The following is a 25,203-nucleotide window of genomic DNA, read 5'->3' as shown; positions in this document are numbered from 1 at the left end:
GTGGGCGCGGCGCCGACCCGAGATCCCGATCTCGATCTGGTCGAGACGATCGATCGGGCCATGCGATCGGGACGAGGTCCACTGATGGTGTTGGACCCCGAATCCCGGCAATGGCAGCAGCGGCCTTGGACTTATGTCCGAGACTTGGGTCTCAGGATCGCCACTCGAGTGCTCGACGACGGTTCCGGTCCGCGACAACCGGTCGGTATCGTGGGCGAGACAACGGTGGAGGTTGTTGCCGCGGTCTTCGGTTGCTGGGCAGCGGGCAGACCGATATCGATCATGCCGATGCCGGTGCGGGGCAGTGATCGACGGTTATGGTCGGAATCGACGATGCGGCGGTTGCGCGCACTCGATTGCGGTACCGTTCTCGCCCACGGACCGGTGCTCGAATTACTCCGTGGTACCGCCGGTCATGTGCCGGTGCACGATCTCGCCCAGGTCGCCGGCTGGCGGTGGGACTCCGAGGCATCCCTGGTTCGGGTCCCGTCGGACAGTCCGGCGGTGTTACAGGGTACGGCCGGCTCCACGGGGACTCCTCGAACGGCGGTTCTCTCGCATAACGCCGTGCTCAACCACTTCTGGGGTCTATATGACCGGACCCGCGCCGGCAGCGACGATGTGTTGTGTTCCTGGCTTCCGATGTATCACGACATGGGGCTGATGCTCACCGTCTCCGGCATGGCCGCAGGCCTCGCGACGTGGCTCGCACCGACCAGCGCGTTCGCCAGGATGCCCTTCGAGTGGTTGAACTGGCTCAGTGCGAGTTCGGCGACGGTGACCGCTGCCCCGAACTTCGCATACAACCTGATCGGAAGATATGCCCGGCGAACGGAAAATGTCGAACTCGGAGCGCTGCGCTACATGATCAACGGTGGTGAGCCGGTCGATTGCGACGGCATGATGCGCTTCGCCGGCCGGCTGCAGCGATTCGGTCTGGCACCGGATGCGTCGGCACCCGCCTACGGGTTGGCCGAAGCAACGTGCGCGGTGACCGCACCGGACCCAGGGCTGGGCGTCCGCATCGATGAAGCCGCGATAGCCGAGAACGGCGCCACCACGACGATCCACCGACATGCACTGCTCGGTAGGCCTCTCAAGGGCATGGAGGTACGCATTGCCGAGTCGCCCATGAAGGTGCCCGTGGTCACCGGTCGCGATATCGGTCTGGTGGAGATACGTGGCCATTCGGTATTCAGCGGGTATGCGGATGATGTTGCTACGGTCGGCACCGCGGACTGGACCCCGACCGGGGATATCGGCTACTTGTCGGGCGAGGAGCTGGTGGTCTGCGGGCGGTCCAAAGAAGTCATCACCGTCGCGGGGCACAATGTCTTTCCCCAGGACGTCGAGCGGGTCGCCGCGCTGATTCCGGGCGTCCGACCCGGGGGTGTGGTCGCGACAATGTCCGCACAGCGCACCGAGGTACATACCGAACGCCTGTTGGTGGTTGCCGAGTTCAGTGGTAAGCGGGTCACCGGCACCGAAGATCGGATCATCGCCGCGGTAATGGCCGAATGCGGTGTTGTACCTGGAAGAGTGGTGCTGGTGAAACCAGGTGAACTACCTCGCACGACCTCCGGGAAGTTGCGGAGGCAGGAGGTGGCGACATGGTTCTCGTGATGTCGCCACGAAACACAGTGGATTGCGTCGGACAAGCGCAGGAGGCCTCGGCGTGGCGAATAATGCGGTGACGAACGGTACTTCGGCCGAGAATTTCTGTGCCGCGGTAGAGGCCGTGCTCGACGACAGATTTCGAGAGACGGTGGCGGAGGCGGAGCGGCAGGGCGTTTTTCCACGAGAAGTTCTTGCCCGACTCGGCGCTGCCGGGGTCTTCGCCGACAAATGGGCGGGAGGGTATCGGTTCCAACTCGCCGAACTCGTCGGGTTGCATACCGCACTCGGCGCGGCATGCTCGGGTGGCGTCGGTGTAGGGGTGAGTCTGCACGACTCGGCACTTGCCGTACTCTACCGATTCGCCGGTTCCGATCATCTCCGCTCGCTCCGTGCCGACGCGACGGCAGGCACCGCGGTGCTCTGTATCGGCGCGTCGGAGGAGACAGGCGGCTCGGACCTGCAGGCTGTACGGACGACTGCCGTCCGTGACGGTAACGGGTATGTGTTGACGGGGGCGAAAGCGTTCGTATCGCTGTCCAACGTAGCCGACTTCGCGTTGGTGCTCGCGCGATGCGTAGAGAAAGGAGACGACCCTCGGCCGGGGAACCTCGGTGTGTTCGCACTGCCCCTGACATCGGCGTCGGTGGGCAAACCGTATGACAAGCTGGGCGCGAACTCATTGGACACGGCCCCGATCGAGTTCGACACCTGGTTGCCCGAAGAGGCACTGCTGGGCCGTCCCGGCACCGGCTTGGCCGCGATAACCTGGGGATTGACGCATGAGCGCCTCTCGATCGCGGCTCAGGTCTCGGGCGCATGTGGCCGAGTTCTCGGCCTCACTGTTGCGCGGATGATGCGACGTGAGCAGTTCGGCAAACCCTTGTTCGGCCACCAGGCATTGCGCCTTCGGGTGGCCGAGCTGCACGCCAGGGTCGATATGCTACGACTAGCGTTGCAGGGGGTGGCGGCGACAGAGCAGATCGACGTACGAACGGCGGCGGGCCTGAAGGTCACCGCTGCGCGGCTGGGTCAAGAAGTTGTCGGGGAATGCCTGCACATCTTCGGGGGCGCCGGATATCTGACGGCGGAGACTCCGCTCGCCGGATGGTGGCAGGACATGCGGTTGTCCCGGATCGGCAGCGGCACCGACGAAGTGCTATGGGAACTCGTCGCCGCGGGGATGAAGCCGGATTTCAACGAATACGAGGCACTGTTCGGGCAAGCCCATCCCAGACAGGAATAGTCACGACCGCCTGCGCTCGCCGGCGGCCTGGATACACTGCGCTCGACACCGCTCACCCGTGCCGGCCAGTGGCACCCGGGCCCGGCGGCGCCGGATGGGGGTACAGGCGGTGCAACCGGTCCCACAGGTCGACGGCCGGGCATCCGGGCTCGACGTCTGCCACCACACCGAGTCACCATCGAGATCCAGACCCGGGACCCGAAGTAACGGCCGGTGGTGGACATCTATCTGCAGTAGCACCGACAAATCGCCACCAGACCATGTCCGCTCGAGTACCGGCGAGGACCCGGCCTCCGGTTCGGCACGGAACGGTGATGCGTCGAAATACCGTGTCATGCCGTGTGTTTCGCGTCTATCGGCATGTCGGTGGGCCGGTATATCGGCCGCTCCGGTCACCGACTCGCGCGGGGCAATCCGCTTCGTTGGCGATGTGGGGCCTACGCCCCGGTACGCGCCGGGTCGGCGGGCGGGTAGTAGAGGTCACGGCGCAGCCGTTCCAGGTCCGGCGCCGTGGACGTGGGGGTCGTCGGGGTGTATCGGTCGGTCCGGTGCAGTTCGAACGCCAGATCCCTGCTGTTCTCGAGAATCGCCAGGTACTCTTTGCGCCGGCCGGACAGACCGGGAATCATGCGGAGTAGCACGGGGAGGTAGCGGGTCACCGTGTCGATCTGGGCGCGTTTCTCGCTCACTTGGTGCTGCACCTGTTCGATGGCTTCGGCGCGGCGGCATCCGGTCTCGTGGCAGATCACCCGTACCAGGTTGTAGGGGACGTGGTCGGCCTCGTCCCGGTCCAGTGACACCAGGTCGTTCTCCACGAAGCCCACCCAGGACAGCAGGTCCTCGAGACGGCGGATCACCGGGTGGCTTCGCAGCGTCGACGGCAGTTCGAGGTCCTGGTGTGCCTCCAGGCAGGCAAGGAAGATCTCGGTCCCATTGGTCGATGCCCGCAGTGGCAGGTAGTCGACGGTGGTGGGGATGTAGCCGTCGATGCGGTGGTGGGCTTCGCGTTCGCAGGCGTGGAACCATTCCTCGACGTGGTCGAGGAACCGCTCCTGCCACCCGGTGCTGCGGCCCTCCCGCAGGCATGGCCACAGACTCGCCCACGCCGCCGCAACCGCGCCGGACCGCGGCGGTGCCTGCGGATCCTGGCGCAGCACGGCCACCAGTCCGCGGCGCAGCGCGGTGACGGCTTCGGGATCCCGCAGCCGTGGATCCTCGAACAGGTCATCCCACACCAAGAACAGCGCGGCCATCCCGGCGAGGGCATGTTCCCGGGCCGGGTCCACCGCGGCAGCGAACGGTATCGGGAACCGGAACGCTCCGGACCATCGGTGCTGGTGATCGAACTCGGTCGCCGCGGTGATCAGGCCGACCTCGGCCATCCAGTTCCGCAGCCAGGACATGGTCTGGGGCGAGAAGACCTCGCTGCCGACCTGGGGCTGCGCCGGCTGCGGAGAGGCCACGGGGCGGGCGGTACGCCGGTCGAGGATGGATCGGGCGTAAGCGGCCATCGCATCGCCCGCGCGCGGATCGACGGCCAACCCGGCGAGCCGGTCGACGGCCCGGTCCATGAACTCCTCGGCCACCTTGTGCGCCTCGTCCACGGCGCCGGAGGCGAGGACCAGCTCCCGGGCGCGGGCGGCTTCCTCGACCGTCATCGCCCGGCGCAGCAGGCGGGCGAGGTCGTGGTCGCGGGCGGCGGCGCGGATCACGGGCAGGGTGTAGATGCCCTCGACCAGGTCGGCGTTGACCGGCTTGCCCATTTCCTCGGCGGTGGAGGTCAGATCGAGGATGTCGTCGTAGAGCTGGTAGGCCAGCCCGAAGTCCCGGCCGAACCGCGCCGATACCTCCTCGTGCTCCTCGCCTCGTCCGGCCTGCATGGCGCCGACCCGGCACGCCAGCGACAGCAGCGCGGCGGTCTTGCCGCCGATCGAGTCCAAGTAGGCCTGCTCACTGCGGGAGGCCTCATACTGGTCGGCGGCCTCGATCACCATGCCCGCGCACATCTGCTCACTCGCGATCGCCGCCGCCAACGCCTCACGACGACCGAGCTCGATCAACATGCGCGTGGCCGAGGCCGTCACGCAGTCCCCGCCCAGCACCGCCATATGTGAACCCCACACCGCGTTCGCGCTGGGACGTCCTCGACGCTCGTAGGCGTGATCGATCACATCGTCGTGATACAGCGACCCCAGATGCAGCAGCTCCACCGCTGCCGCCGCGCGCACCGCCCGCTCATCGGCCGGCACCGAAGGACCAGTGAGCAGGTAATACGACAGCAATGTCAACGTCGGACGCACCAGACGCCGCGACGTGTTCGAGCCCTCGTCGGTGAGCGCGGTCAACTCCGGCCGGCCCGGAAACTGTACGGGCCCGAGAACATCTCGGACACGGTCCAGGTCCGCCTCCAAATGGGGAAAAACAGCGGAATCGATTACACCGGGCACGCGCACACTCCTGACTGGATACACCACTGGTCCACAACCACTGCCGAACAGGAACATTCCACCACTTGCACACGAAACTTATTGGTGGAACCGGTGTTTGACATCAAACACCCGATCGATGGATCCACACGGGCGCTCAGGATGATTCACTTCACCTTCGCGGTTGGCGGATGAGGGCCCGCGCCCACGAACGGGTGGGCATGGCCTGTCCGGCGTCGTGAGTGATGGGTCTACGGGTTGATGAGGACTTTCAGGCTCTTGCGGTTGTCCATGTCCTGGTAACCAGCGGGGACACCGTCCAGGTCGGTGATGGCATCGAAGACCTTGCCGGGCTCGATGGTGCCGTCGAGGATGTCGGGCATCAGTTCCTCGATGTAGGCGCGGACCGGTGCGGGGCCGCCGGCGAGTCGGATGTTGTTGCGGAACAGGCTGCCCATCCCGATGGGAGCGTCCTCGTACTGCGGAACGCCGACTCGGCTGATGACGCCGCCGGGTCGGACGATGCCGAGGGCCTGGTCGTAGGCCGGTTTGTGGCCGACGGCCTCGAGTACCGCGTGGGAGCCGTGGCCGCCGGTGAGGTCACGAACCTTGGCGATGCCTTCTTGGCCGCGTTCAGCGACGATATCGGTCGCTCCGAATTCGCGGCCGAGATCGGTGCGGTCGGTGTGGCGGCCCATGAGGATGATCTGTTCGGCGCCGAGGCGCTTGGCCGAGAGCACTGCCATCAAACCCACGGCGCCGTCACCGATCACGGTCACCCGCTGCCCCGGGGCAACCTTGGCCATTGTGGCGGCGTGGTACCCGGTGCCGAACACATCGGCGAGGGTCAGCAGTGACGGCATCAGTGCGGAATCCGGTGCGACGGGCAGTTCTGTCATTTGAGTTGAGGTGCAGCCCACTCGAGTCAGCAAGCGACATCACAGTATGTGCGGCGGCGCACCGGGCGGTGCAGGCGGACCCGGCAACGGTGCACCGCCCGCGGGAACTCCTCCGAACGGCGGCTGAACTCGGCGGGGCCGAACTATTCGTCTGCGCGGGTTTGCCTGTGGGGTTCGTAATCCGGCGACGGCACATGAGAACCGGGTCGGCTCTGCTTCGGCACCGTCGAAGACCACGGTTTCAGTTTCTCCGCTGGACAGTGATGCACCGGTACGGGTCAGTCTGCGGCGATGATCCGGGCGCCGATCTCGTCGATTGGTGTTCCGCACGTGAAATGCGTTGGCGAGACGGTCGTCGAGCAGGTCCCACAATCTCGCCTGCGGCATCTCGCGGGCAAAGGAATCTCGCACCGTGGCGATGGCCGCGGTCGTTGCATGAACGATCGCGACCAACGGGAAGTCGGTCACCTGGTCGGCCGGGAAGCGTACAGGTCGCACCGCAGACGGTGGTGGTCACGCCAGCCCGACGGTCGCCGATGCAGCGCCGAAGGCGGGTGTATCGGAGTAGTGAGCAGTCAGCGAGATGGTGGCACGCATCGCGACCGGATCGATGGACCGGACCACGGCTCGAAAAGTGACGTCCGCAGGCCGATGCGCCGCGAGTACGACCGGTCTGGCGAATTGGACGTAGTAGGCGAAAACACGGTCCGCCGTACCCAGCCACTCGGTCAAACAGGCCGCACCGAGTCCCATGGTCAGCATTCCGTGCGCGGCGACGGCTTCCAGGCCCGCGTGCCGAGCGGCGGCATCGTGCCAGTGGATGGGATTGATATCGCCGGAGACGCCCGCATAGTGGACGAGTTCACCGCGCGTGAGTCGCACTGTTCTCGGCGCGAACTCCTGCCCCTGGCGGAGGTCGAGCACGGCGGTGCGCCGGACACTCCCTCGCGGCCGGACGTCGATGGCTTCCGGAGCCTGCGGAATCCGGATGGTCTCGGGTCCGGGCAGCTCCAGCATGGCGAGCGCTTCCGCGCTCGGTGAACTGCCGTGGTCGCGGCCGGCGAGGGTGGTGTGTACGGTTTGCACGAGAGCTCCGGTGTCATCGTGGATGGTGGTGGTGAGAGCGATGAGTTCACCACCTGCCGGTGTGGACCGGCGGGAGTCCACCGTGACGTCGTGCGTCAACCGGTCGCCTGCCGTCACCGGGCGGCTACTGTGAATCTCCTGCTCGACGTGGAGAAGGTGCGCGGGGTCGTAGCCGTCGAGCGCCGCGCGCATGAGCTTCCGATGTGCCGGGAAAGTGACCGCGGAGGCGAAGGTGATCGGCGCGAGCAGTCCGGGATGGCCGAGGGCGCGGGCCACGGCGTCCTCCCAATGGGCCGGATGGAAATCCTGGACGGCGCGGGCGAAGTCGCGGATCTTCTCACGACCCACTTCATAGTGATCTGTGGCCGTGTATCGGCGACCGACGGTGGGGTGAGAGCGCATGGCGAGCAATCCTCGGGTCAGTGCGGTGTCCGGGCGGCGAAGATCCGCTGGCCGTGCACGGCCAGCGGCTGCTCCGGCCCGGGCAGAATAAGCCAGGGCGCGAGATCGGCAGCGACGAGTTCGGCCCGCCATTGGGATTCGGTCAAGAAGATGCGGTCGGAGCCCGCGCGCACATCGTCGACGCCGGGGCGTACTCCCCCGGTACGCGGTGACATCAGGAAGTGCATCGAGGTGAGCAGTTGGGGGTGTTCCCGGCAGGACTCGATCACCAGTAGATGTCCGCCTGGCCGGAGCAAGTCGCGTAGTCGGCGCAGGGCAGCTCGGCAGTGGTGGGCATTGTGCAGCACATTGGCGGCCAGCACGATATCGAAGGATCGGGGCCGTGGGAGTTCGGCATTGAGGTCCAACAAGGCGAACCGCAGCGCTGGGTAATGCGCGAAACGGGTGCGGGCGGCGTCGAGGAAGAACGACGACACATCGGTGAAATGGTATTCCACCGGGCGGCCGTCGAGTTGCGGAAGGAGATCCGCGGTGGTGCCGCCGACCCCGGCGCCGAGTTCGAGGATCCGCACCGGGTGACGATCGCCGGAGAGCTCGTCCACCGCTCGTGTGATCACCCCGGCGGCTGCGGCGTTGAGGTACTGATTCACCGGATTGTCCCGGTACGCCGCATCGGCCGTGCGGAGGTCGCCGCCGGGGAACAACAGTTCCTGCGCCAGCACCCGGTCCTGCAGCAGCTCGAGGGCATGCCGGTTGGCGTCGGCGAAGAACCGTGAGAGCTGTGCGGGAAAGCCGATATCGGCGCAGACCCGCTCGAGCTGCGGTCGCGCGGGAGTAGGTATCGCCCGCAACGAGGCGAATCCCCGGTTCTCCCGGTGTTCCAGCCATCCGTGCTCGCTGAGCAGGGCGAGCCAGCGCCGCAGCACCCAACGGTGCCGCGACGCAACCTTCAGTATGGCGGCGAGGTCTTCCTCGGTGCGTGGCTCGGGCCCCGCCAGCGCGGGGCGCAGTACTGCTGCCATTGCCCGCACACCGAACAGATCGAGGTCCGCGCGGGCGGCGAGGCACTGGCGGGCATCGAAATACGCGACCGATTCGGCGGCCCGCCGCGCGATGGCGAGTGTCTCGTCGCCGGTCACGGTGCCTCGTTCAGCGGTGGGATGTTGTGATTGCACCGGAATGTGTTTCCGGGATCGTAACGAGCCTTCACCCGCTGCAATTGGGCATAGGACGCGGGATGGTAGGCACGGCGCACACGCTCGGGTGTGGCGGTGTCGTCGAGGATTCCGATATAGGGACCGCCTGCAGAGCATCCTTGCAGTGCCTCCACCACCTCGGCGATCCAGGCGCGGGAAGCGGTGAGGTCGGTCCCGGCGGGGCCACCGGAGAACATGACCGCGTGGTAGGCGGCGTCGTGGTAGCCGAACGCGGTCGCATCCGGCGGCATACGCTGCAGGACGCCGCCGAGTCGATGGACCGAGACCAGTGAGTACGGAGTCGGCATCCGCGCCGCGAGATCGACGAGCGCGTCGACGGCATCATCGTCGAATGCGCGGAGCCACTCGGTGCCGGTCGCGGTGCCGTGTCCTTCGTGGAACGCCTGTTCGGTGTTGCGTTGCAGCTCTGGATAGGTCACCGGGCGGATGAGATCGAGTTCCGGCTCGCCCAATCGGCGCAACGCTGTCAGTTCCGTTCGCGCTCGGTCGTCGGCGCCGAAGTGGGCGACGGTGACCGCGGCCATGGGCGGTCCTTCCGGCGCGGTGGGTGGCCAGTGCAGCAGAGTGGCGCGCAACGCCATTTCGTCGGACGCCTCGGCGCACAGCTCCTGGAAAGTTCGGAAGACACCCGGCCCTCGGTCGAGCCGGAACAGTAGTGTGCCCGCGTGCACCTGTCGGATCGGGTAGAGCTCGAGCTCGAGCGCGACCACGACACCGAAGTTGCCCCCGCCACCACGAAGCGCCCACAGCAGGTCCGGATGGTGGTCGCCGTTCGTGTGCACGAGGCGTCCGTCGGCCAGCACAACCTGCGCGGAGCGAACGCTGTCGCAGGTGAATCCGGCGATGCGCTGGAGCCAGCCGCTGCCACCGCAGAGCGTGGAGCCGACCACGCCGACCGTGGACACGTCCGCTCCGGTCACGGCCAGCCCGTGCCGATGGCAGACACGGTCGAATTCGGCCCACGTGACACCCGCCCCGACGACGGCTCTCCGGGTGGACGGGTCGATGGTGACGGTTTTCAGGCCCGAAAGGTCCAGCAGCAGGGAGCCGTCGGCAGCGGGATGCTGCGCGACTTCGTGTCCGCCGCCACGTACCGAGACGGGTAACCCGTGGTGCTGGGCAGTGGTGACCGCTGCCCGGACGTCCAGGACCCGGGTACATCGGACAACCGCTGCCGGTCGTTGGTCGATCACCGAGTTCCATCGCTGCCTGGCCCGGTCATAGCCTGGTTCGCCCGGTGTCAGGACGGCACCTCGGCAGGCGGAGCGGAGTTCGGTGAGATAGCTCGAAGGTGTGATGGTGGTCATGCGGCAGCGGACTCCTGGACGACAGCAATGGGCGGGAGCGACGGCGCGGTGGTGAGCAATTCGAGGTAGTCGGTGAGCACTTCCGGCATCCTGCGTCGCAGATATCGCGTGAACGGGTTGTTGCAGCGCGCGTGCGGTGGATCGTCGGGCCAGGCGGTCGGGTCCGGCTGGTGTTCGGGGCGGCCGACCGCGAGCAGTCGGCCGTCGGCGGAGTCCAGGAGTACCGCGTAGCCGGCCGGGAGCACCGCCGCGACCCTGGCCGGTTCGACAGCTTCCGCGGATTCGTGGTCGAGCAGCGCGTTCGGAATACCGGTGACCAGGGTCGCTTCCCGTCGTACCGAATCGGCGAGCGCGCGGAGCCGCCCGGCGGTGTCGCGGGCGGGCAGATCCCGCCACAGGGTCTTCCGGGCCGGCGCCGATGAGGGGGCGTCGACGGTCAACACCACGTCGTACCGGTATCGGGTGAGTTCGGTATCGGCTCGCATGGGCTTGGCGTAATAGGTGGCGCGCACCGATCGCGGATGTCGGCGAGCGAGGCCGGCGAAGATCCGGGGATCACAGAGCAGTTCCTCGTCTGCGTCCACGCGCGCTGCGGCGCACCGGTCGATCTCCTCGGCGCTGCGACCGGGACCGAGGGCCTGCTCCAGCCATCGGGCGAAATCGTAGGCGGTGGCAAGGTTGCGGATATCGCCGATGACGACGGCGCCTCCGGGTGCCACCAGGTCGAGCGCGTCGTCGAGCACCGCGGTGAGATAGCGCTCGTCGGGGAAGCATTGGGTGACGCTGTTGAGGAGTATGCAGTCCGGTCGGCCGTGCGGAGCCAGCTGCTCTATCGCGGCTGTCACTCGGACGTCGGTGAGGTGGTGCGCGGCGGCCTGCACTACCGATACGTTCGGTAGCCGCCGCGCGCGTAACCGCTGCACGACCGGTCCGGCCGGGTCGAGTCCCACATAGCTTCGGGTGAACGTGCGCAGGCGGTGTGCCAGCAGTCCGCTGCCGCAGCCGATTTCGAGAACGAATCGCGGGTTCCCGCGACGCACGAGCCCGACGGCGTGCTCGATCCATTCGAGCATGTGTGCGCTGGGGAACGGCGCACCGGTGTCGGAGGCCCGCCAGCCCGAGAGATCGAGGTCGTCGCCGTGCCGGAGCTCGTCGGACGAGTACACGAATTCATAGACATGTCGCCAGTGCTCGAGGTACTCGGTGACCAGGGCCCCGGGAGCCGGTCGCACGGCCACTGCGCCCGCGGTCGGGCGGACCATCAGAGCGCCGTGTTTCCGGTCCCACTGCGCCGAACCCACCCAGGGGTGTCGAGCGAGCACGGAGATCAGCTGTTCGGTCATGAGGTCCGCGCCTCGGACAGCGCTGCCAGCTCGGACGCGGCGAACATCCGATAGACGCGTTCGGGGTCGTTGGCGGCGTGCGCGCGTGCGGCGTGCACATCGCGCCAGAAGCGCTGGACTGTGCTGTCGGGTCGCAACGCGCGACCACCGGAGTTCTCGAAGAGCCGGTCGATCGCGGCCACGGCGCGTTCGGTGCCGCGGACCTGATCGCGGCGTAGCCGTAGCCGCTCACGTGGTCCGATCGGTCGCTCCGCCGCCGCCAGGCGGTGTAGATCGTCGATATTCTGTGTCAGTTGCCGCCAGGCCGCGTCGATCTCGGTGGCGGCGAAAGCGATCCGTTCCAACGTGGCGGGATCGTCCCGGAAGGCGTCACCGGTGTACCCGGTGTCCTTACGCGCATCACCGGGCAGCGCCGCGCGGACGCGGTCGTGTTGCTGTTCGAGATGGGCCCGGTAACCGCCGCGAGCCATGCCCACGACGGCTGCGGTGATAGCGCTGGTGTGCAGGCAGCCGAACGGGATCCGGTACAGCGGGCCGCCGTTGAACTGCTGTCCGGGTGTGCGGCACGCGGTAACTGCGTCGGAGCCGAGCATCCGGTGGGCGGGCACGAAGATATCGTCGACGACGATATCGTTGCTTCCGGTGCCACGCAGTCCGACGGCCTGCCACACATCGGTGATGGTGTAGTCGTCGGCGGGCACGAGGAAGGTACCCGAATCCACCGGTTCCCCGTCGACGATCACCCGCGCACCCAGCAGTGCCCACCGGGCGTGGTCACATCCGGACGCGAAACCCCAACTACCACGGAGCCGGTAGCCGCCCTCGACGGGAACGGCGGTGCCGGTCATTGCGTATGAGGAGCAGATCGCCGTATCGGGACCGGCACTCCAGACGTCGTCCTGGGCCCGGAGGTCGAACAGCGCCAGATTCCACTGCGATACACCGAGCACCGCGGCCACCCATCCAGTGGAACCGCAGGCCGAGGCCAGGTCGGTCACTGCGGTGTAGAAGTGGGCCGGGTGCGCTTGGTGCCCGCCTTGCCTTTCGGGCCGGAGCAGACCGAAGAATCCGGTGGCGGTCAACTCCGTGAGGGATTCCGCCGGGATCCGCCGGGCCTCTTCGGTGTCGCGGGCACGCTTGCTCAAGGTCGGCAGCAGGTCACCGACCGCGGCGAGTACCGCTGTGGTGGCGTCATCGGTCATTGCAATGTCCTCTGTGGCTCGATTGGTGCGGAGCGGCTGCGGCTCCGGGTCCGGGGATCCGGGTGAATATCAGCGGGTGAACCGCAACAGACCGGTCGCCTCGTCGAGGTCGACCTGACGTAGTCCGGCTGTGCGCGCCTCGGCGGTCAGCCGATCGGCGTCCGCCGGCCAGACGTGGTGTTCGGTGTGGACCTCCTGCATCAGGTCTTCACCTCGGTAGGTGCGGTAGGTCATCCGCCAGATCAGTGACTCCGCGTCCACCGGATCGGCTCGGCTCCAACCTTCGTAACGCAGGTCACCGGCCCGGGCGGTGGTGTAGCGCCGTTCCGGTGAGGAATCGACCCCGCCGGGGCGCTGCACCTCGACCACCGCGTCACCGCCGGCGGCGAGCGCGGCGGCGATCGCGGCCCATACCCGCGGACGGGTGGCGGTATCGAAATGCCCGATCACTCCGAGCGCCACCACCGCCGCGCACTGCTGCGGCAGCGGGGTCTCGAGGAACCCGCTGGGTAGCACTGTGATCCGTTCGCGCAGGTCTCTGCGAGCAGCCAGTCGCGACAGCAGCACGGCCCGCATCGCGGCCGCGGGTTCGACCGCCACGATCCGGGCGTCGGGCAGGGCCTCGGCGACGAGCACGGTGGACAGTCCGGTGCCCGCCCCGATATCGGTCACGGGGCCGGCAATCGTGTCCACTTCGGACAGCAACCGGGTCAGCACCGGTTCTACCGCGACCACGTAGGGGGTGGCCATGAGGTCATAGAACTCCGCAGCCGCGGCATAATCGTCGGTCACGATTTCTCCGAATCGTTCAGTCCGGACAGCATTTCCGAGATCAAGTGGGCGACCGTCGCGACGGCCGGCGGCCGCAGCAGCGCGTAGTGATGCGCCGCGACCGGCCTGTTGTCGATGGGGACGCCGGTGTACGCGGCCCACCCGAGGTCCGACAGGTCACCGCAGTCGTCGACGCCCATCCCGACGCCGGAGTTGTGCGGGGCCGGAATATCGGCCCGTACGAGCAACAGTTCGAGTCCGTCACCGTCCAGGTCCCCGGTGTGGTGACTGCCGAGTGCCCGCAGATGCCGGCGGAAGATGTCTTCCTTGAGCCGCTGGTCGGCCGGATTCGCGCGATCGACGAGCCCGGCGGCCGCGAGCCTTCTCCGGATTTCGGCGCGTTGCTGTTCGTCGGGGCTGCGATCGAACTCGGCCTCGACAATATCCATGCCGATCTCCAGATCGAGGAACGCGGCCATCGACCCGAGGTAGCGCGTCCAGAACCGGGAGCCGTCGACATGGTGGATCCGGTCGGCGATGTTCGAGTCGATCAGGACGAGCGCCTCGACGGTCGCGCCCGCGGCCCGCAAGCGCCGAGCCACTTCATGGGCGAGGATTCCGCCCATCGACCAACCGCCGACGCGGTAGGGGCCGACCGGCTGCTCGGCACGTATCACCGCTTCGTACACCTGCGCCATCTCAGCGATGGTTTCCGGTCCCGGCGCTCCGGCGAGCTCCGGGTCCTGGACCCCTATCACCGGTCCGCGGGTATCGAGCGTCCGCACCAGGTCGAGATAGCAGAGGACATCGCCGCCGGTGGGGTGGATCAGGAACAACGGCCGGCCGGTGCCATCGCGCAGCGGCACCAGACAGTCACGCGGAACCGGCGGTCGCGGTGACTCGGGGCGTGCCACGGAGGCTACGGCGGCCAAGGTCGGATCGGCGAGGAACTCGCGGGGTGTCACCACCAGGCCCAGTTCGTCACGTATCCGGTTGAGCATGCGGATGGCGTTGACGGAGTCTCCTCCGACTGTGAAGAAGTCGGTGCCGCGGTCGATTTCGCCGGAGACATCGACAATCCGCTGCCAGATTTCGGCGATGGCCCGTTCGGTGCCGGTCGCGGGCGCACCACCGACCGGCGCCACAGCAGGTGCGTCGCTACGCCGAGCCGGTTGTGCCATCTGGGGCACGCTCACTGTCGCCAGCCAGGTGTCCGGCCGTTCGACAAGCGCGGTCACGTTGTCGCACACGTCCGCGAACAGTGTGTCGAGCACGCCCGATGGGAACAGCTCCGCGACAGCATCCAGATTCACCGCCACCGAATCGTCCCAATCCCATTGGAATACCTGCATATCCAGCGCCACCTGCGGTGTGCGTACGCGTTGATAGAATTGGCGCACCTCCACCGTGTCCGGGGTACCGCCCGGTGGGTGGAGCCCGAGGGTGCTGTGGAAGACGACCGGTGCCTGCGGCGCGGTGTCGCGACGGCGCCGGGCGAGTTCCCGCAGTACCTCCACGCCGGCGACTTGGCCGTGGTCGAGCATCGTGGCGGTGGCTTCTTGCACATGCCGGGCGGCGTCGAGGAACGTCGGCCGCTCGGGCAGGGCGATATCGAGCAGCACGGTACCCGCGTAGGGACCGATGGCGTGATCGAGATCGCGGGGCAGGTGCAGCCGATTGAGGTACAGCACATTCAGCAGGAACCGGCGGTGCCCGGCGAGCCGGGCCAGGGCCAGAGACCAGCAGGTGGCGAAGGCGGCTGTCGGTGTGATGCTGTATTCGGCGCAGTATTTGCGCAGTACCGCCATCTGCGCACCGGTCACCCGGAATTCCCGGCGTTCCAGCGCCTCCGGCCGGACCTGGTCGAACGGCACCGCGAAGGGCAGGGCAGGCGCCGGGGGCAGATCATCGATCCGCTCCCACCACCAGTCGCGCTGTGACTGCCACTCTGGCTCGTCGCGCTGGCGCGTGATGGTCTCGACGTAGTCGCCGAAGTGGGCGGTCAGTGGGGGCAGGACCGTGTTCGGGTCGTCGAGATAGGTGAACAGCTCGGTGAACATCAACTGCACCGACCACCCGTCGGCCACGAGCAGACTGCACACGATATGCAGGCTCAGTTCGTCGCCGGGTAGCCGTACGGCGGTCACGGCGAACGGCCACGGGTCCATCCGCGGACCGCTACGCTGCAGCGCGGCGCGAATCCGGGCCAGTTGCCGATCGATCTCGCTGATGTTCGCATCACGCATATCGAGATGCGTGATGGGCAGCGCGGACAGTCGCGGATCATCGTCCGGCAGTATCTGCTGGGTACCGTCGGGAAGCAGGATCGCCCGGAGCATGGGCTGGCGCTCCACCTGCCGGCGCACCGCCGTGTCCAAGAGGGTGGGATCGATACCCGCGAGCCGGAAGTCGACATAGTTGTGTGCCGAGTCGTAGCTCAGGGCGTATCCGTGCTGCTGGCCCACCCAATACGCCTGCTGCAAGGGCGTCAGCGGGAAGGGCGCGGTCGGATCGTCTTGACGGACCAGTTCGACGGCGGCGGCCGAGATACCGGCGCGGCGCTCGTCGATCAGTACCACGAGTTCGGCGAAGGACAGATCGCCCACGAGATCGGCCACAGGGACCGCGACACCGAGCCTGGTGCGGACCATGGTGGCCATCCGGACCGCCAGCACCGAATCACCTCCCAGGCTCACGAAAGTGGAGTCGGGGCGCACCACTGCGGAGTCCAGACCGAGCGCCTGATTCCAGATGTCACCGACGACCTCGGTGACCTCTTCGTCCTGGCCCGTTCGGGCGGCGCCGGCATCGGCGGCGGTCCACGCCTGCGGATCCGCGACGAGCCGGCGCAACCACTCCACGTAGGAGGCGAACGCGGTATCGGCCGCCACGGGATCGAGCACGGTTTCGAGTACATCCCACTGCAATTGCAGGCCGTCGGCGTGCACGAACGCCTGGTGGTCGAGCCACACCTGCGGAGTTTGGCTCACTCCGTGCACGATCCGGCCGGCCCACTCCAGATCAGGCGCGCCGCCGACCAGTTCGACCACGTCGAGGGCGCTGGTGAACACGGCCGGCAGCAGCTGTCGCTGCCCGGTGCGGGTGGACAGTTCGGCCAGCACATCCAGGGCCGAGTATTCGCGGTGATCGATATCGTCGAACAGTCGCCGCTGGGTGCGCGCAGCGCGTTCGGTGAACGACCCCGCACCGGCGCGGTCCACCTCGTGGGCCAGCAGGGTGGTGAAGTCGCCAACCGTGGAGTCGATACCGGGCAGGGCCACCGGCCGGTCTATCAGGGTCAGCGCCAAGGTGAACCGGTCGTGCCCCGCCCAGGCGGCGAGCACATCCGCGTAGGCGGTGAGCAGCACCGCGGACGGGGTCACACCGTGTTCGGCGGCCAGGCTGCGCAGCCGCTGCCATTCGGCCGGCGCGAGCCGGGCCTCCCGCCGGCCGAACCAGGGCTGGGTCTGGGTGCGCGTATGCGTCGGCAGGTTCGGCGGGCCGGGCAACTCGGCCATCCGTTCCTGCCAGTACGCGGCCGCCCGGTGGCGGTCGGCCGAATCGGCACGAGCCTCGGTATGTGCCACGTAGTCGGCGAACCGGGTCGGCAGCGGCGGCAGCACCGAGGCCGGGTCTGTGTAGTACATCCGTAGGTCGCGATCGAGGACGAGGAAGCTGCCCGCATCGCAGATCAGCGCATCGATGCCGATGAACAACCGAATGGTGGTGGAGTCCAATACCGCGGCCCGCACATCGAACAGGGGCCAGCGGTCGGGCCGGTGCACCCGGTGCGACAGCCGACGCCGCAATTCGGCGAGCGTGTCCTCCCGCGCCTCCCGAGCCGAGGTGGTGAGGTCGTGACGGCGGATCCGGAAATCGGGGACTTCGGGCAGAATCCGATTTCTGCCGTCCTCGGTGATTACGGCGCGCAACATCTCGTGTCGCTGGATGACCTGGTTCCACGCCTGTTCGTAGCGGCCCAGGTCGAAATCCGTGCAGTCGTATTCGAGATAGATATGGCATGACACGTCGCTCAGGCCGAATGCGCCCGACCGCCCCACCCAGTACGCGTGCTGCACCCGGGTGAGCGGGAACGTCGGGTCTTCGGGAGACGAGACAGCCGCGACCTCGGGCGCCGGAATATCGGCGTCTGTCGCCGCGGGCACCGGCGATCCGGTCGCGGCTGCCGTGGCGGGTCGACGGCCCCGTAACAGTGTGGCGAAATCCGCCACGGTCGAATGCGAGAGCAATTCCCGCATACGGATATCGGTGTGTTCGCGCTCGTTGAGAATGTCCAGCATGCGGGTGGCGAGCATGGAGGTGCCGCCGAGCGCGAAGAAATCCGCCTCGGGGCCGGCCACCGTCTCACCGAGCGTCTCCGCCCACAGCGCGGCGACAGCATTCTCCTCCGGCATCGCGAAATGCGGGTGGACGACGAGCTCTGTCACATCGCCGTGATCCGCGGTCGTCGTGGCGCCGTTCGGCATCGGCGGCGGGGGGTTGGTCGGCCGTGGGGTGCGCGCGTGCCGGGCGGTGTCCGACGCTCGGGCGCCGCCCGTCGCGAGGTCGGGGCGGATGTCCTTTTCGGCGGCGACCACGATCTCTGTCGGCGGCGTGGGAGTGGTGCCGGCGAGGTCGCCGCTTCCGGCAGGTGCCCCCGCGGCGGCAGCGGGTGGGTCGGTCCAGATACGGCGCCGCTGGAACGGATAGGCCGGCAGGCGAACGCGCCGACGCCGGCGGTGCAGTGCCGCCACATCGACATCCGCACCGTCACACCACAACTGCCCGATCGCCGTGAGCAGGACCGCGCGGTCCGTACCGGTTTCCTCCTCGGCATCCGGCAGCGTGGTGAGCGTCCTGGCTGTCCGGGGGAGTTCATTGCGCCGCGTGAGCGCGGCGAGCGCGCTGCCGGGTCCTATCTGGACAACGCTGGTAGGACCGGCGGTCGTGGCGGCCCGCAGGGCGGAGGCGAACAGGACCGGTTCCCGCAGGTGCCGGGTGAAGTGTTCGCTGTCGACCGTATGGGCCCGACGACCGGTCACCGTGCTGTAGAACGGGAGCGTAGCCGGTGCGAACGCGACGGATGCGGCGGCCGCTCGCAGCGGTTCGACCGCGGCGGCCACCGCCGGTGAGTGCAGCGCCGCGTCGACGCGCAACCTGCTGCACTGGATCGCGGCGCGCCCAAGCGCCGCGGCGAACGCGTCGATCATCGCGACGGGACCGGAGACCACGCACGCGGTCGGCCCGTTGACCGCGGCCAGTGCGAGTTCCGGATAGCGGGTCAGCGCGGTACGCAGATCCTCCTCGGCGAGCGCGACGGCCAGCATCGCACCGGGTGCCGCCGCGGCCAACGCCAGCGACCGCACCGCCACCAGGTGAGCGGCGTCGGCCGGATCGAGAACACCGGCGACCACCGCGGCGGCGTATTCACCCAGGCTGTGACCGATCACACCGTCCGGTTCGATCCCGTGACCACGCATGGTCGCCGCGGTCGCCAGAGACACCGCGAACAAAGCGGGCTGACCGTAACGGATGTCGTCGGCATCGCGCCGGTCGGCACGGCCGGTGATGATCTCGCGGATGTCGTAGTCCAGCACCGGCCGCACGGCTTCGGCGCACCGATCGATCCATTCGGTGAAGACCGGCTCGTCACGGTAGAGACCGGCGCCCATTCCCGGGTACTGCGCGCCCGCGCCGGGGAAAGCGAAGACGATATCGGGCCGGTCGTCCGGAACCTGGCCGACGGCAACCGGGTGGAGGCCCGCAGGTGTGTCGGTCAGTACGGCAGTCCCCCGCCAGCCGGAATCCGGGTGTCGGCCGCGCGAGGCCGTGTAGGCGTAATCGGCTCGCTCCGCGGCCGCGACGGTGACAGCGTGGTCGAGCTGGGCGCGACAAGCGTCTTCTCCGGCGGCCGAGGCGAGCAGTAGCTGGGCGCGCGGGTCGTCCTGGCTCTGTCCATCCTGTTCGGGACCCTGCTCGAGCACGATATGGCAGTTGACACCACCGATGCCGAACGAACTGACTCCGGCGATACGGGTGCCGTTACGTTCCGGCCAGCCCCGGGTTTGCTCGATAGGTTCGAGAAGTCCACGGAGGCGTTCCAGCTCCGGATGAGTGGGACGCGCGTGCAAAGTCGCCGGGAGTTGTCGGTGCCACAGCGCCAACGCCGTTTTGATGAGGGATGCGATACCGGCCGCACTGTTGGTGTGACCGATATTGCTCTTCACCGAACCCAAGGCGATCGGCTCCGCCGCTGTCCGATCACCGAATACCGCGGCCAGCGCGGACAATTCGATTTGATCGCCCAGCGCGGTCGCCGTACCGTGCGCCTCGATGAGATCGACGGCATCGATTCCGATATCGGCGACCGCCAGCGCCTCGACGACGGCTCGCGCCTGACCCGCCGCCGAGGGAGCGGTGAAACCCGCCTTACCGCCGCCGTCATGGTTTACCGCGCTGCCCCGGATCACCGCATAGACGGGGTCGCCGTCGGCGAGCGCATCCGCGAGGCGTCGCAGCACCACCATGCCGACACCCTGACTGTGCACCATCCCGGTGCCGTCCGCCCCGAACGCCCGGGTGTGCCCATCCGCGGAGAAGATCGCCTCGGGCACGTGCAGATAACCACGCCCCTGCGGAACGATCAGCGATGCGCCCCCGGCCAGCGCGGTATCGCATTCTTCCCCCAGCAGCGCCTGCGCGGCCACGTGCACCGCCACCAACGAGGTCGCGCAGGTGGCCTGGACGGCTACTGCCGGGCCGGTCAGACCGAGACGGTAGGCGATCTGCTGCGGAAAGTAGTCGGTGAGGGTGCCCGTCTCCGCCTGAAGGCGCCCCAGCGGGTCCCGTTCGGCACCCATCCGATACGCGACGAGGTTGTGGTCGAGATAGTCGCTGCGCGAAGCCCCCGCGAAGACACCGACAGCGCCCCCACCCGCACCACCGCGGTACCCCGCGTCGCCCAGCGCGTCCCATGCGCATTCCAGCAGCAAACGCAATTGCGGATCCATCAGCGCGGCATCGTGGCCGACGATGCCGAAATGCTCCGGATCGAAGCGGTCCTGGCCGTCGATGACCGCCCCGACCGGGACGTAGTGTCGGTGCCCGCGCACATCCTCGGGCACTCCCCGGGCCGCGAGCTCGGCATCGTCGAACCTGGTCAAGCCCTCCCGTCCCGAAGCGATCAGGTCCCAGAAGGCGGCGAGGTCCGGTGCACCCGGGAATCGGCACGCCATCCCGACCACGGCGATGGCATTGTCGTCGTTCACGATTCGATCTCCAGTTCCGAGTCCACGATCAACCGGCCCCGTGTCATGGCCAGTACGGGGCAGGACGCTTCGACGAGCCGATGCAGCTCGTGATAGCGGGTAGGGTCGGGCCCGGCCAGCCTGGCGCGGACCCGGATACGTTCGGGCAGTGCCGGGTCGGTGAGCCCGAAAACGCCGCCGAGGTCCACCTCGGCGTCGACATCCACCGCGAGCGCGGTGATCTCGATGCCCAGGCGCGCGGCATGGAACCGGTAGGTCACGGCCTGGCAGGCACCGAGCGCGGCCAACGCCAACCCGATCGGGTCGGGGCCGGCGTCGGTACCTCCGGCCGGGACGGGTTCGTCGACCACGAACGTGTGCCGGCCGACGCGTACCCGCATTTCGGTGGGGGTGCCCGGCCGGTGTTCGGTCCGGGCGCTGAACCGTTGTCTGCGGTCGGCCGCGCGTGCGGTGGCGGCGCGCAGCCGGTGCACGGTATCAGTGAACGACATCGGCGAGCCTCGCATTCGATCGGTGTGCGCGCCGGCGGCGACCGCGGGCCGCGGCGCCGGTGAGATCGATGGTCACGGTCTGGCGCGCTGGGATATCCGGCGCGGTGTGTCCGATGATCCAGCCCACCAATCGCCGGATCGTGCCGAGCCGGAAGATGTCCGGCACCGTCAGCAACGGGGTGAGTGTCCGCAACTTGCGGTGAGCACGGACCAACGTGAGAGAGGTGGCGCCGAGATCGTGGAACGGCGTGGTCGTCGCCGGCTCGAACCCGAGCAACTCGGTGAAGACCTGGGTGACCATCGATTCGATCCGGGCACGGTCGGCCGAGACCGGCTTCGCCGGAGGGCGCAGAACGAGCTCGGCGGTGTCCCCCACCTGTGCCTCGGCGATAACCCCGTGCGCTGTGGCTGCCGTGTGCAGCCGGCGTACCCAGTCATCGGCGTCGGCCGCGGTAGCGCCGTCGACAGCCTCCAGACGCAGGGTGACCGTCATCCCCAGGGCTTCCGCTTCGCGCGCCGCAGACAAAAGCCAGTGGTCGCCGGGCGGGCTCGTCGAGTCGGCGGCGATGCCGGGAGTGTCCGCGAAACCTCTGGCGTCGGCGTTCCGGGTGATCGCGGTGTCGACGGGAGCTCTCGAGGGCACCGAACCCTGCGCTCCCGGTGCGACGCGCGGGAGCATCGGCCCACCGTCGAGGGTCGTCTCCCGCGTCCCCGGACGGGACCGGTCCGGTGATTCGGACTCTTGTGCTACGCCGGACCGCCGGAACGGATTCGGTAGCCGGGAATGATCGACTTTTCCGTTGGAGGTCAATGGCAGTGCCTCGACCGTCACCCAGCGGGACGGCACCATATATCGCGGTAGCAGGCGTGCGGCGTGCTCGGCGAGTTCCGTTGTATCGAAAGGAGTTTCCCCGGCGACCAGGTAAGCGACCAATTGCGGTCGATCGTCCGCCCCCGGCACCGCGGCGGCCACCGATCGGCGCACTGCCGGATGACGGGCGAGCGCGGCCTCGATTTCGCCGAGTTCGATGCGGTGACCGCGCACTTTCACCTGCCGGTCGACGCGGCCGAGGAACTCGATGGTTCCGTCCGGCCGCCACTTGCCGAGGTCACCGGTGCGATATAGTCGTCGGCCCAGCCGCGGGTGGTGAATGAACCGCTGGGCGGTCTGCTCGTCGTCACCGACGTATCCGCGGGCCAGCCCCCGGCCGCCGATGTGTAATTCGCCGGGGACACCTATGGGGCAGGGGTTCCCCTGTTCGTCGAGGATCAGGAAGAACTGCTCACGCAAGGCCCTCCCGTACGGCACACTCGTCCATTCGGACCGCACCTCCCGCACCGGGTGACAAATGGACCAGATGGCGGCCTCGGTCGCACCCCCGAGACTGATCACTCGCACGTGATCGCCGATCACCGCTCGGAGCCGCTCGGGCAACGACAGCGGTATCCAGTCACCGGACAGCAGGAGCACCCGCAGTGAGCTCAGCCGCGCCGCCGCCGCAGGATCGGCCTCGGCGTACTCGACGAGCATCTCGGCGAGAGCCGGTGCGGTATTCCACACCGTCACGTGATGGGCGCCCACCAGCTCGCACCAGTGACCGGGGTCGCGCAGCCGGTCGGCATCCGGAAGCACCAGTGCCCCTCCGGCCCCGAGCACACCGAACAGGTCGTACACCGATAGATCGAAGCTGAGCGCCGACAGTGCCAGGACCCGGTCGTCCGGGCCGATGCCGAAGCGATCGTTGATATCGTCGATCGTGGTTCGTGCCGCACGATGCTCGATCGCGACACCCTTCGGTTCCCCCGTGGATCCGGAGGTGAAGATGACATAGGCCAGCTCACTGTCCGCGACGGCTATGGGTTCGGCGACGGTGACCGCCGCGGGCATGTCATCGATCGGATGGACCCTGACGCCCTCGGGGAGCTCCACGACACCGCAGACCAGGGCGTGCGCAATTCCGGCCCGGCGACAGACCGACGCGATCCGCGTGGCGGGCCAGTCCGGTTCGACCGGCACGAACACCGCTCCCGCCCACAATGTCCCGTACACAGCAGCGATCTGCTCTGCGGATTTCGCCGCGACGACGGCCACTCGATCGTGCGGACGAATACCGGCGGCGAGGAGCCTTCCCGCTACCGCGCGCGCCCGGGTAGCCAGCTCACCGTGAGTGAGCGATCCCGTGGTGGTCACCACCGCGGTGGCATTCGGCCGCATCGCGGACCGGTGGTGCTGTGGTTGTGCGAGCAGCCCTGTCCCCAGACCGTCCGGCAGTGTTCGCACGCCTTCGAAATGGGGATTCCAGCCGAGTTCGACCGCGTCCCAGGCATCCTCGTCCTCGGCCAGGCGTCGTAGCAGGCGTTCGTGGGCGGAGAGCATGCGCGTGACGAAATCCGGTGGGAATGCCTCGGTGGCGGCATCCCAGGCCAGTCGCAGCCCGCCCGCCTCGTCCCAGACGATGTGATCGAGGGTGACCTGCGGTGTCTGCGATACTCCGAACGTCTCGTCACCCAACCAGCCCGCGGCCGGGCCATCGGGTCTACCGAGCCCGACACCGCTGGTGAAGACAACGGGGTAGCGCGGGGTGAGATCGGCGGCCTGCTCGCGCTGCACCTCGACCCCACTGTACGAGCGATGCTCGAGGTCCGCCCAGAAGCGCGTATTGACCCGCCGGGCGAACTCGGCGAAGCCCTGCCACTCTCCTGGGTTCACCTCGGGGATCTCGACCAGCGCGGTGGTGCTGAAATCTCCGACGACTCCTTCGGCCTCCGCACTGTCGGGGCGATCGAAGAGCGTGGTGTTCAGGCAGAACGCTTCGTCGGCTCCCCACCGCGCCAATGTGACCCCGAAGGCCGAGAGCAACACCGCCGTGGGGCTGAGACCGCGCTTCTTCGCGGCCGTGCCGAGTGCTGACCAGTGCTCCGGCGCCAATCGCGCCTCGTGCCGGCGGAAGCGAGGGCGGTGGATGGTCTCCGGGGCCACGGCATAGGGCAGCCGTGGCCCCGGCGGCAACGCCGGCAGACGTTCCTGCCAGTACCGGCGATCGCGGCGGCGACGCGATTCGTCGATGATGCGACGATCACGCAGAATTCGCAGAAACGACGTCGAAGGCCGCGGGAGGACGATAGCGGGGTCGGTCACCAGCTCACCCCACTCCCACATGAGCTGGTTCCAACTCGCCATATCGAGCACGATGATGTCGAATCCGATGAACAACCGCAGCGCCCCGGACGGCAGGATCGTCGCGTGGATGTCGTAGAGGGGCCATGTCGCGCAATCGCGGACCTGATGGGACTTCTCATCCCGTAACCGGGCCAGCGCCGCGGCGGCATCGTCGGCGGAGCCGCGTAGATCGCCTATCCCGAACCGGTAACGCTGTCCCGGTGGCAGTACCCGCTGGCGACCGTCGTCGGTGATGACAGCGCGCAACATATCGTGTCGTACCACCACGTGGTTCCATGCCGTTTCCAGCGCGGCGATCTCGGCGTGCGGGTCCGCGGTCACGAAACGGTCCGGATCACGGTCGAATTCGAAGTAGTAGAAGGTGGCCACCCCGCCGAGCGGCATACCCACTTCCCGCCCCACCCAGTACGAGGCCTGGATGGCGGTCAGCTCCTCCTCCGTCACCGACGTGGTCGCCGGAGGTGACACCGCTGGGCCGATCTCGGGCTGCGCGGTCCCAGCGCCGTCGCGGCGCTTGTCGACCTCCACGGCCAGCGACCCGACGGTGGCTCCCACGAACGACTCCAGCGGTACCCGGATTCCCGTCCGCTCGGCCAGACGCATGTGCAGACGCGCCGCGAGGAAAGAGTCCAACCCGTATTCCTGCAACGGAAGGTGGCCGGTGATGCCGTCCGCATCCATCCCCAGAACTGTTGCGGCGCATCGCCGCACTTCATCTTCTGTTGTCGGCATCTCCAGCCCTTGCTCGGC

12 protein-coding genes and 1 pseudogene are annotated in these 25,203 nt (G+C 67.9%); 2 read left to right on the top strand and 11 right to left on the bottom strand.

The window, feature by feature from the left end:
- Both mbtM and NS4_RS21950 read left to right on the top strand, forming a co-directional pair.
- On the top strand, positions 1-1,623 hold the full coding sequence (gene mbtM, locus NS4_RS21955; protein WP_439955802.1) for a long-chain-fatty acid--ACP ligase MbtM: 1,623 nt from the start codon (positions 1-3) through the stop codon (positions 1,621-1,623).
- 67 nt (positions 1,624-1,690) lie between these two features.
- Positions 1,691-2,860 carry an acyl-CoA dehydrogenase family protein gene (locus tag NS4_RS21950; RefSeq protein ID WP_063061438.1) on the top strand — a complete coding sequence of 390 codons (1,170 nt, stop codon included), beginning with the start codon at positions 1,691-1,693 and terminating at the stop codon, positions 2,858-2,860.
- A gap of 437 nt (positions 2,861-3,297) precedes the next feature.
- Here NS4_RS21950 and NS4_RS33700 read toward each other — a convergent pair whose 3' ends face one another.
- The 11 genes and pseudogenes from NS4_RS33700 to NS4_RS21890 all read right to left on the bottom strand — a co-directional run bounded on the left by NS4_RS33700 (position 3,298) and on the right by NS4_RS21890 (position 25,185).
- A complete protein-coding gene (locus NS4_RS33700) occupies positions 3,298-5,307 on the bottom strand; it encodes a polyprenyl synthetase family protein (protein ID WP_063061437.1) in 2,010 nt (669 codons plus the stop codon).
- 230 nt (positions 5,308-5,537) lie between these two features.
- Positions 5,538-6,209, bottom strand: a pseudogene (locus tag NS4_RS21935) (zinc-binding dehydrogenase); the annotation flags it as partial.
- A 489-nt stretch (positions 6,210-6,698) separates the two neighbouring features.
- On the bottom strand, positions 6,699-7,673 hold the full coding sequence (locus tag NS4_RS21930) for a fused (3R)-hydroxyacyl-ACP dehydratase subunits HadA/HadB (protein WP_169811798.1): 975 nt from the start codon (positions 7,671-7,673) through the stop codon (positions 6,699-6,701).
- A gap of 17 nt (positions 7,674-7,690) precedes the next feature.
- Positions 7,691-8,812: a class I SAM-dependent methyltransferase gene (locus NS4_RS21925; protein ID WP_063061397.1), complete on the bottom strand. Its 1,122-nt coding sequence runs from the start codon at positions 8,810-8,812 to the stop codon at positions 7,691-7,693.
- Entirely contained in the window at positions 8,809-10,197 is a 1,389-nt protein-coding gene (locus tag NS4_RS21920; protein WP_063061396.1) for an FAD-binding oxidoreductase, read from the bottom strand. The genes NS4_RS21925 and NS4_RS21920 overlap by 4 nt, the downstream gene beginning before the upstream one ends.
- Positions 10,194-11,540 (bottom strand): class I SAM-dependent methyltransferase, encoded by a 1,347-nt coding sequence (locus tag NS4_RS21915; protein ID WP_063061395.1) that lies wholly within the window; start codon positions 11,538-11,540, stop codon positions 10,194-10,196. The genes NS4_RS21920 and NS4_RS21915 overlap by 4 nt, the downstream gene beginning before the upstream one ends.
- Entirely contained in the window at positions 11,537-12,742 is a 1,206-nt protein-coding gene (gene hsaA, locus NS4_RS21910; RefSeq protein ID WP_063061394.1) for a 3-hydroxy-9,10-secoandrosta-1,3,5(10)-triene-9,17-dione monooxygenase oxygenase subunit, read from the bottom strand. Before hsaA ends, NS4_RS21915 begins: the two co-directional genes overlap by 4 nt.
- A 69-nt stretch (positions 12,743-12,811) precedes the next feature.
- Positions 12,812-13,534 carry a class I SAM-dependent methyltransferase gene (locus tag NS4_RS21905; protein WP_063061393.1) on the bottom strand — a complete coding sequence of 241 codons (723 nt, stop codon included), beginning with the start codon at positions 13,532-13,534 and terminating at the stop codon, positions 12,812-12,814.
- Positions 13,531-20,781: a type I polyketide synthase gene (locus tag NS4_RS21900; RefSeq protein ID WP_063061392.1), complete on the bottom strand. Its 7,251-nt coding sequence runs from the start codon at positions 20,779-20,781 to the stop codon at positions 13,531-13,533. Before NS4_RS21900 ends, NS4_RS21905 begins: the two co-directional genes overlap by 4 nt.
- A complete protein-coding gene (locus NS4_RS21895) occupies positions 20,778-21,272 on the bottom strand; it encodes an OsmC family protein (protein WP_063061391.1) in 495 nt (164 codons plus the stop codon). The genes NS4_RS21900 and NS4_RS21895 overlap by 4 nt, the downstream gene beginning before the upstream one ends.
- Positions 21,259-25,185 carry a non-ribosomal peptide synthetase gene (locus tag NS4_RS21890; protein ID WP_084487581.1) on the bottom strand — a complete coding sequence of 1,309 codons (3,927 nt, stop codon included), beginning with the start codon at positions 25,183-25,185 and terminating at the stop codon, positions 21,259-21,261. The genes NS4_RS21895 and NS4_RS21890 overlap by 14 nt, the downstream gene beginning before the upstream one ends.
- Positions 25,186-25,203: the final 18 nt, after the last annotated feature.

This window comes from Nocardia sienata NBRC 100364 (assembly GCF_001613205.1).
GTDB lineage: Bacteria > Actinomycetota > Actinomycetes > Mycobacteriales > Mycobacteriaceae > Nocardia > Nocardia sienata.
Note: the sequence above shows the minus strand (reverse complement) of the source record. Positions and strands in the feature narration are given on the sequence as shown.

What these genes read in the sequence shown, in the direction of transcription:
- NS4_RS21915 (WP_063061395.1), bottom strand. Translation starts at nt 11,540, where the DNA reads ATGACCGAACAGCTGATCTCCGTGCTCGCTCGACACCCCTGGGTGGGT.
- NS4_RS21895 (WP_063061391.1), bottom strand. Translation starts at nt 21,272, where the DNA reads ATGTCGTTCACTGATACCGTGCACCGGCTGCGCGCCGCCACCGCACGC.
- NS4_RS21920 (WP_063061396.1), bottom strand. Translation starts at nt 10,197, where the DNA reads ATGACCACCATCACACCTTCGAGCTATCTCACCGAACTCCGCTCCGCC.
- hsaA (WP_063061394.1), bottom strand. Translation starts at nt 12,742, where the DNA reads ATGACCGATGACGCCACCACAGCGGTACTCGCCGCGGTCGGTGACCTG.
- NS4_RS21890 (WP_084487581.1), bottom strand. Translation starts at nt 25,185, where the DNA reads ATGCCGACAACAGAAGATGAAGTGCGGCGATGCGCCGCAACAGTTCTG.
- NS4_RS21930 (WP_169811798.1), bottom strand. Translation starts at nt 7,673, where the DNA reads ATGCGCTCTCACCCCACCGTCGGTCGCCGATACACGGCCACAGATCAC.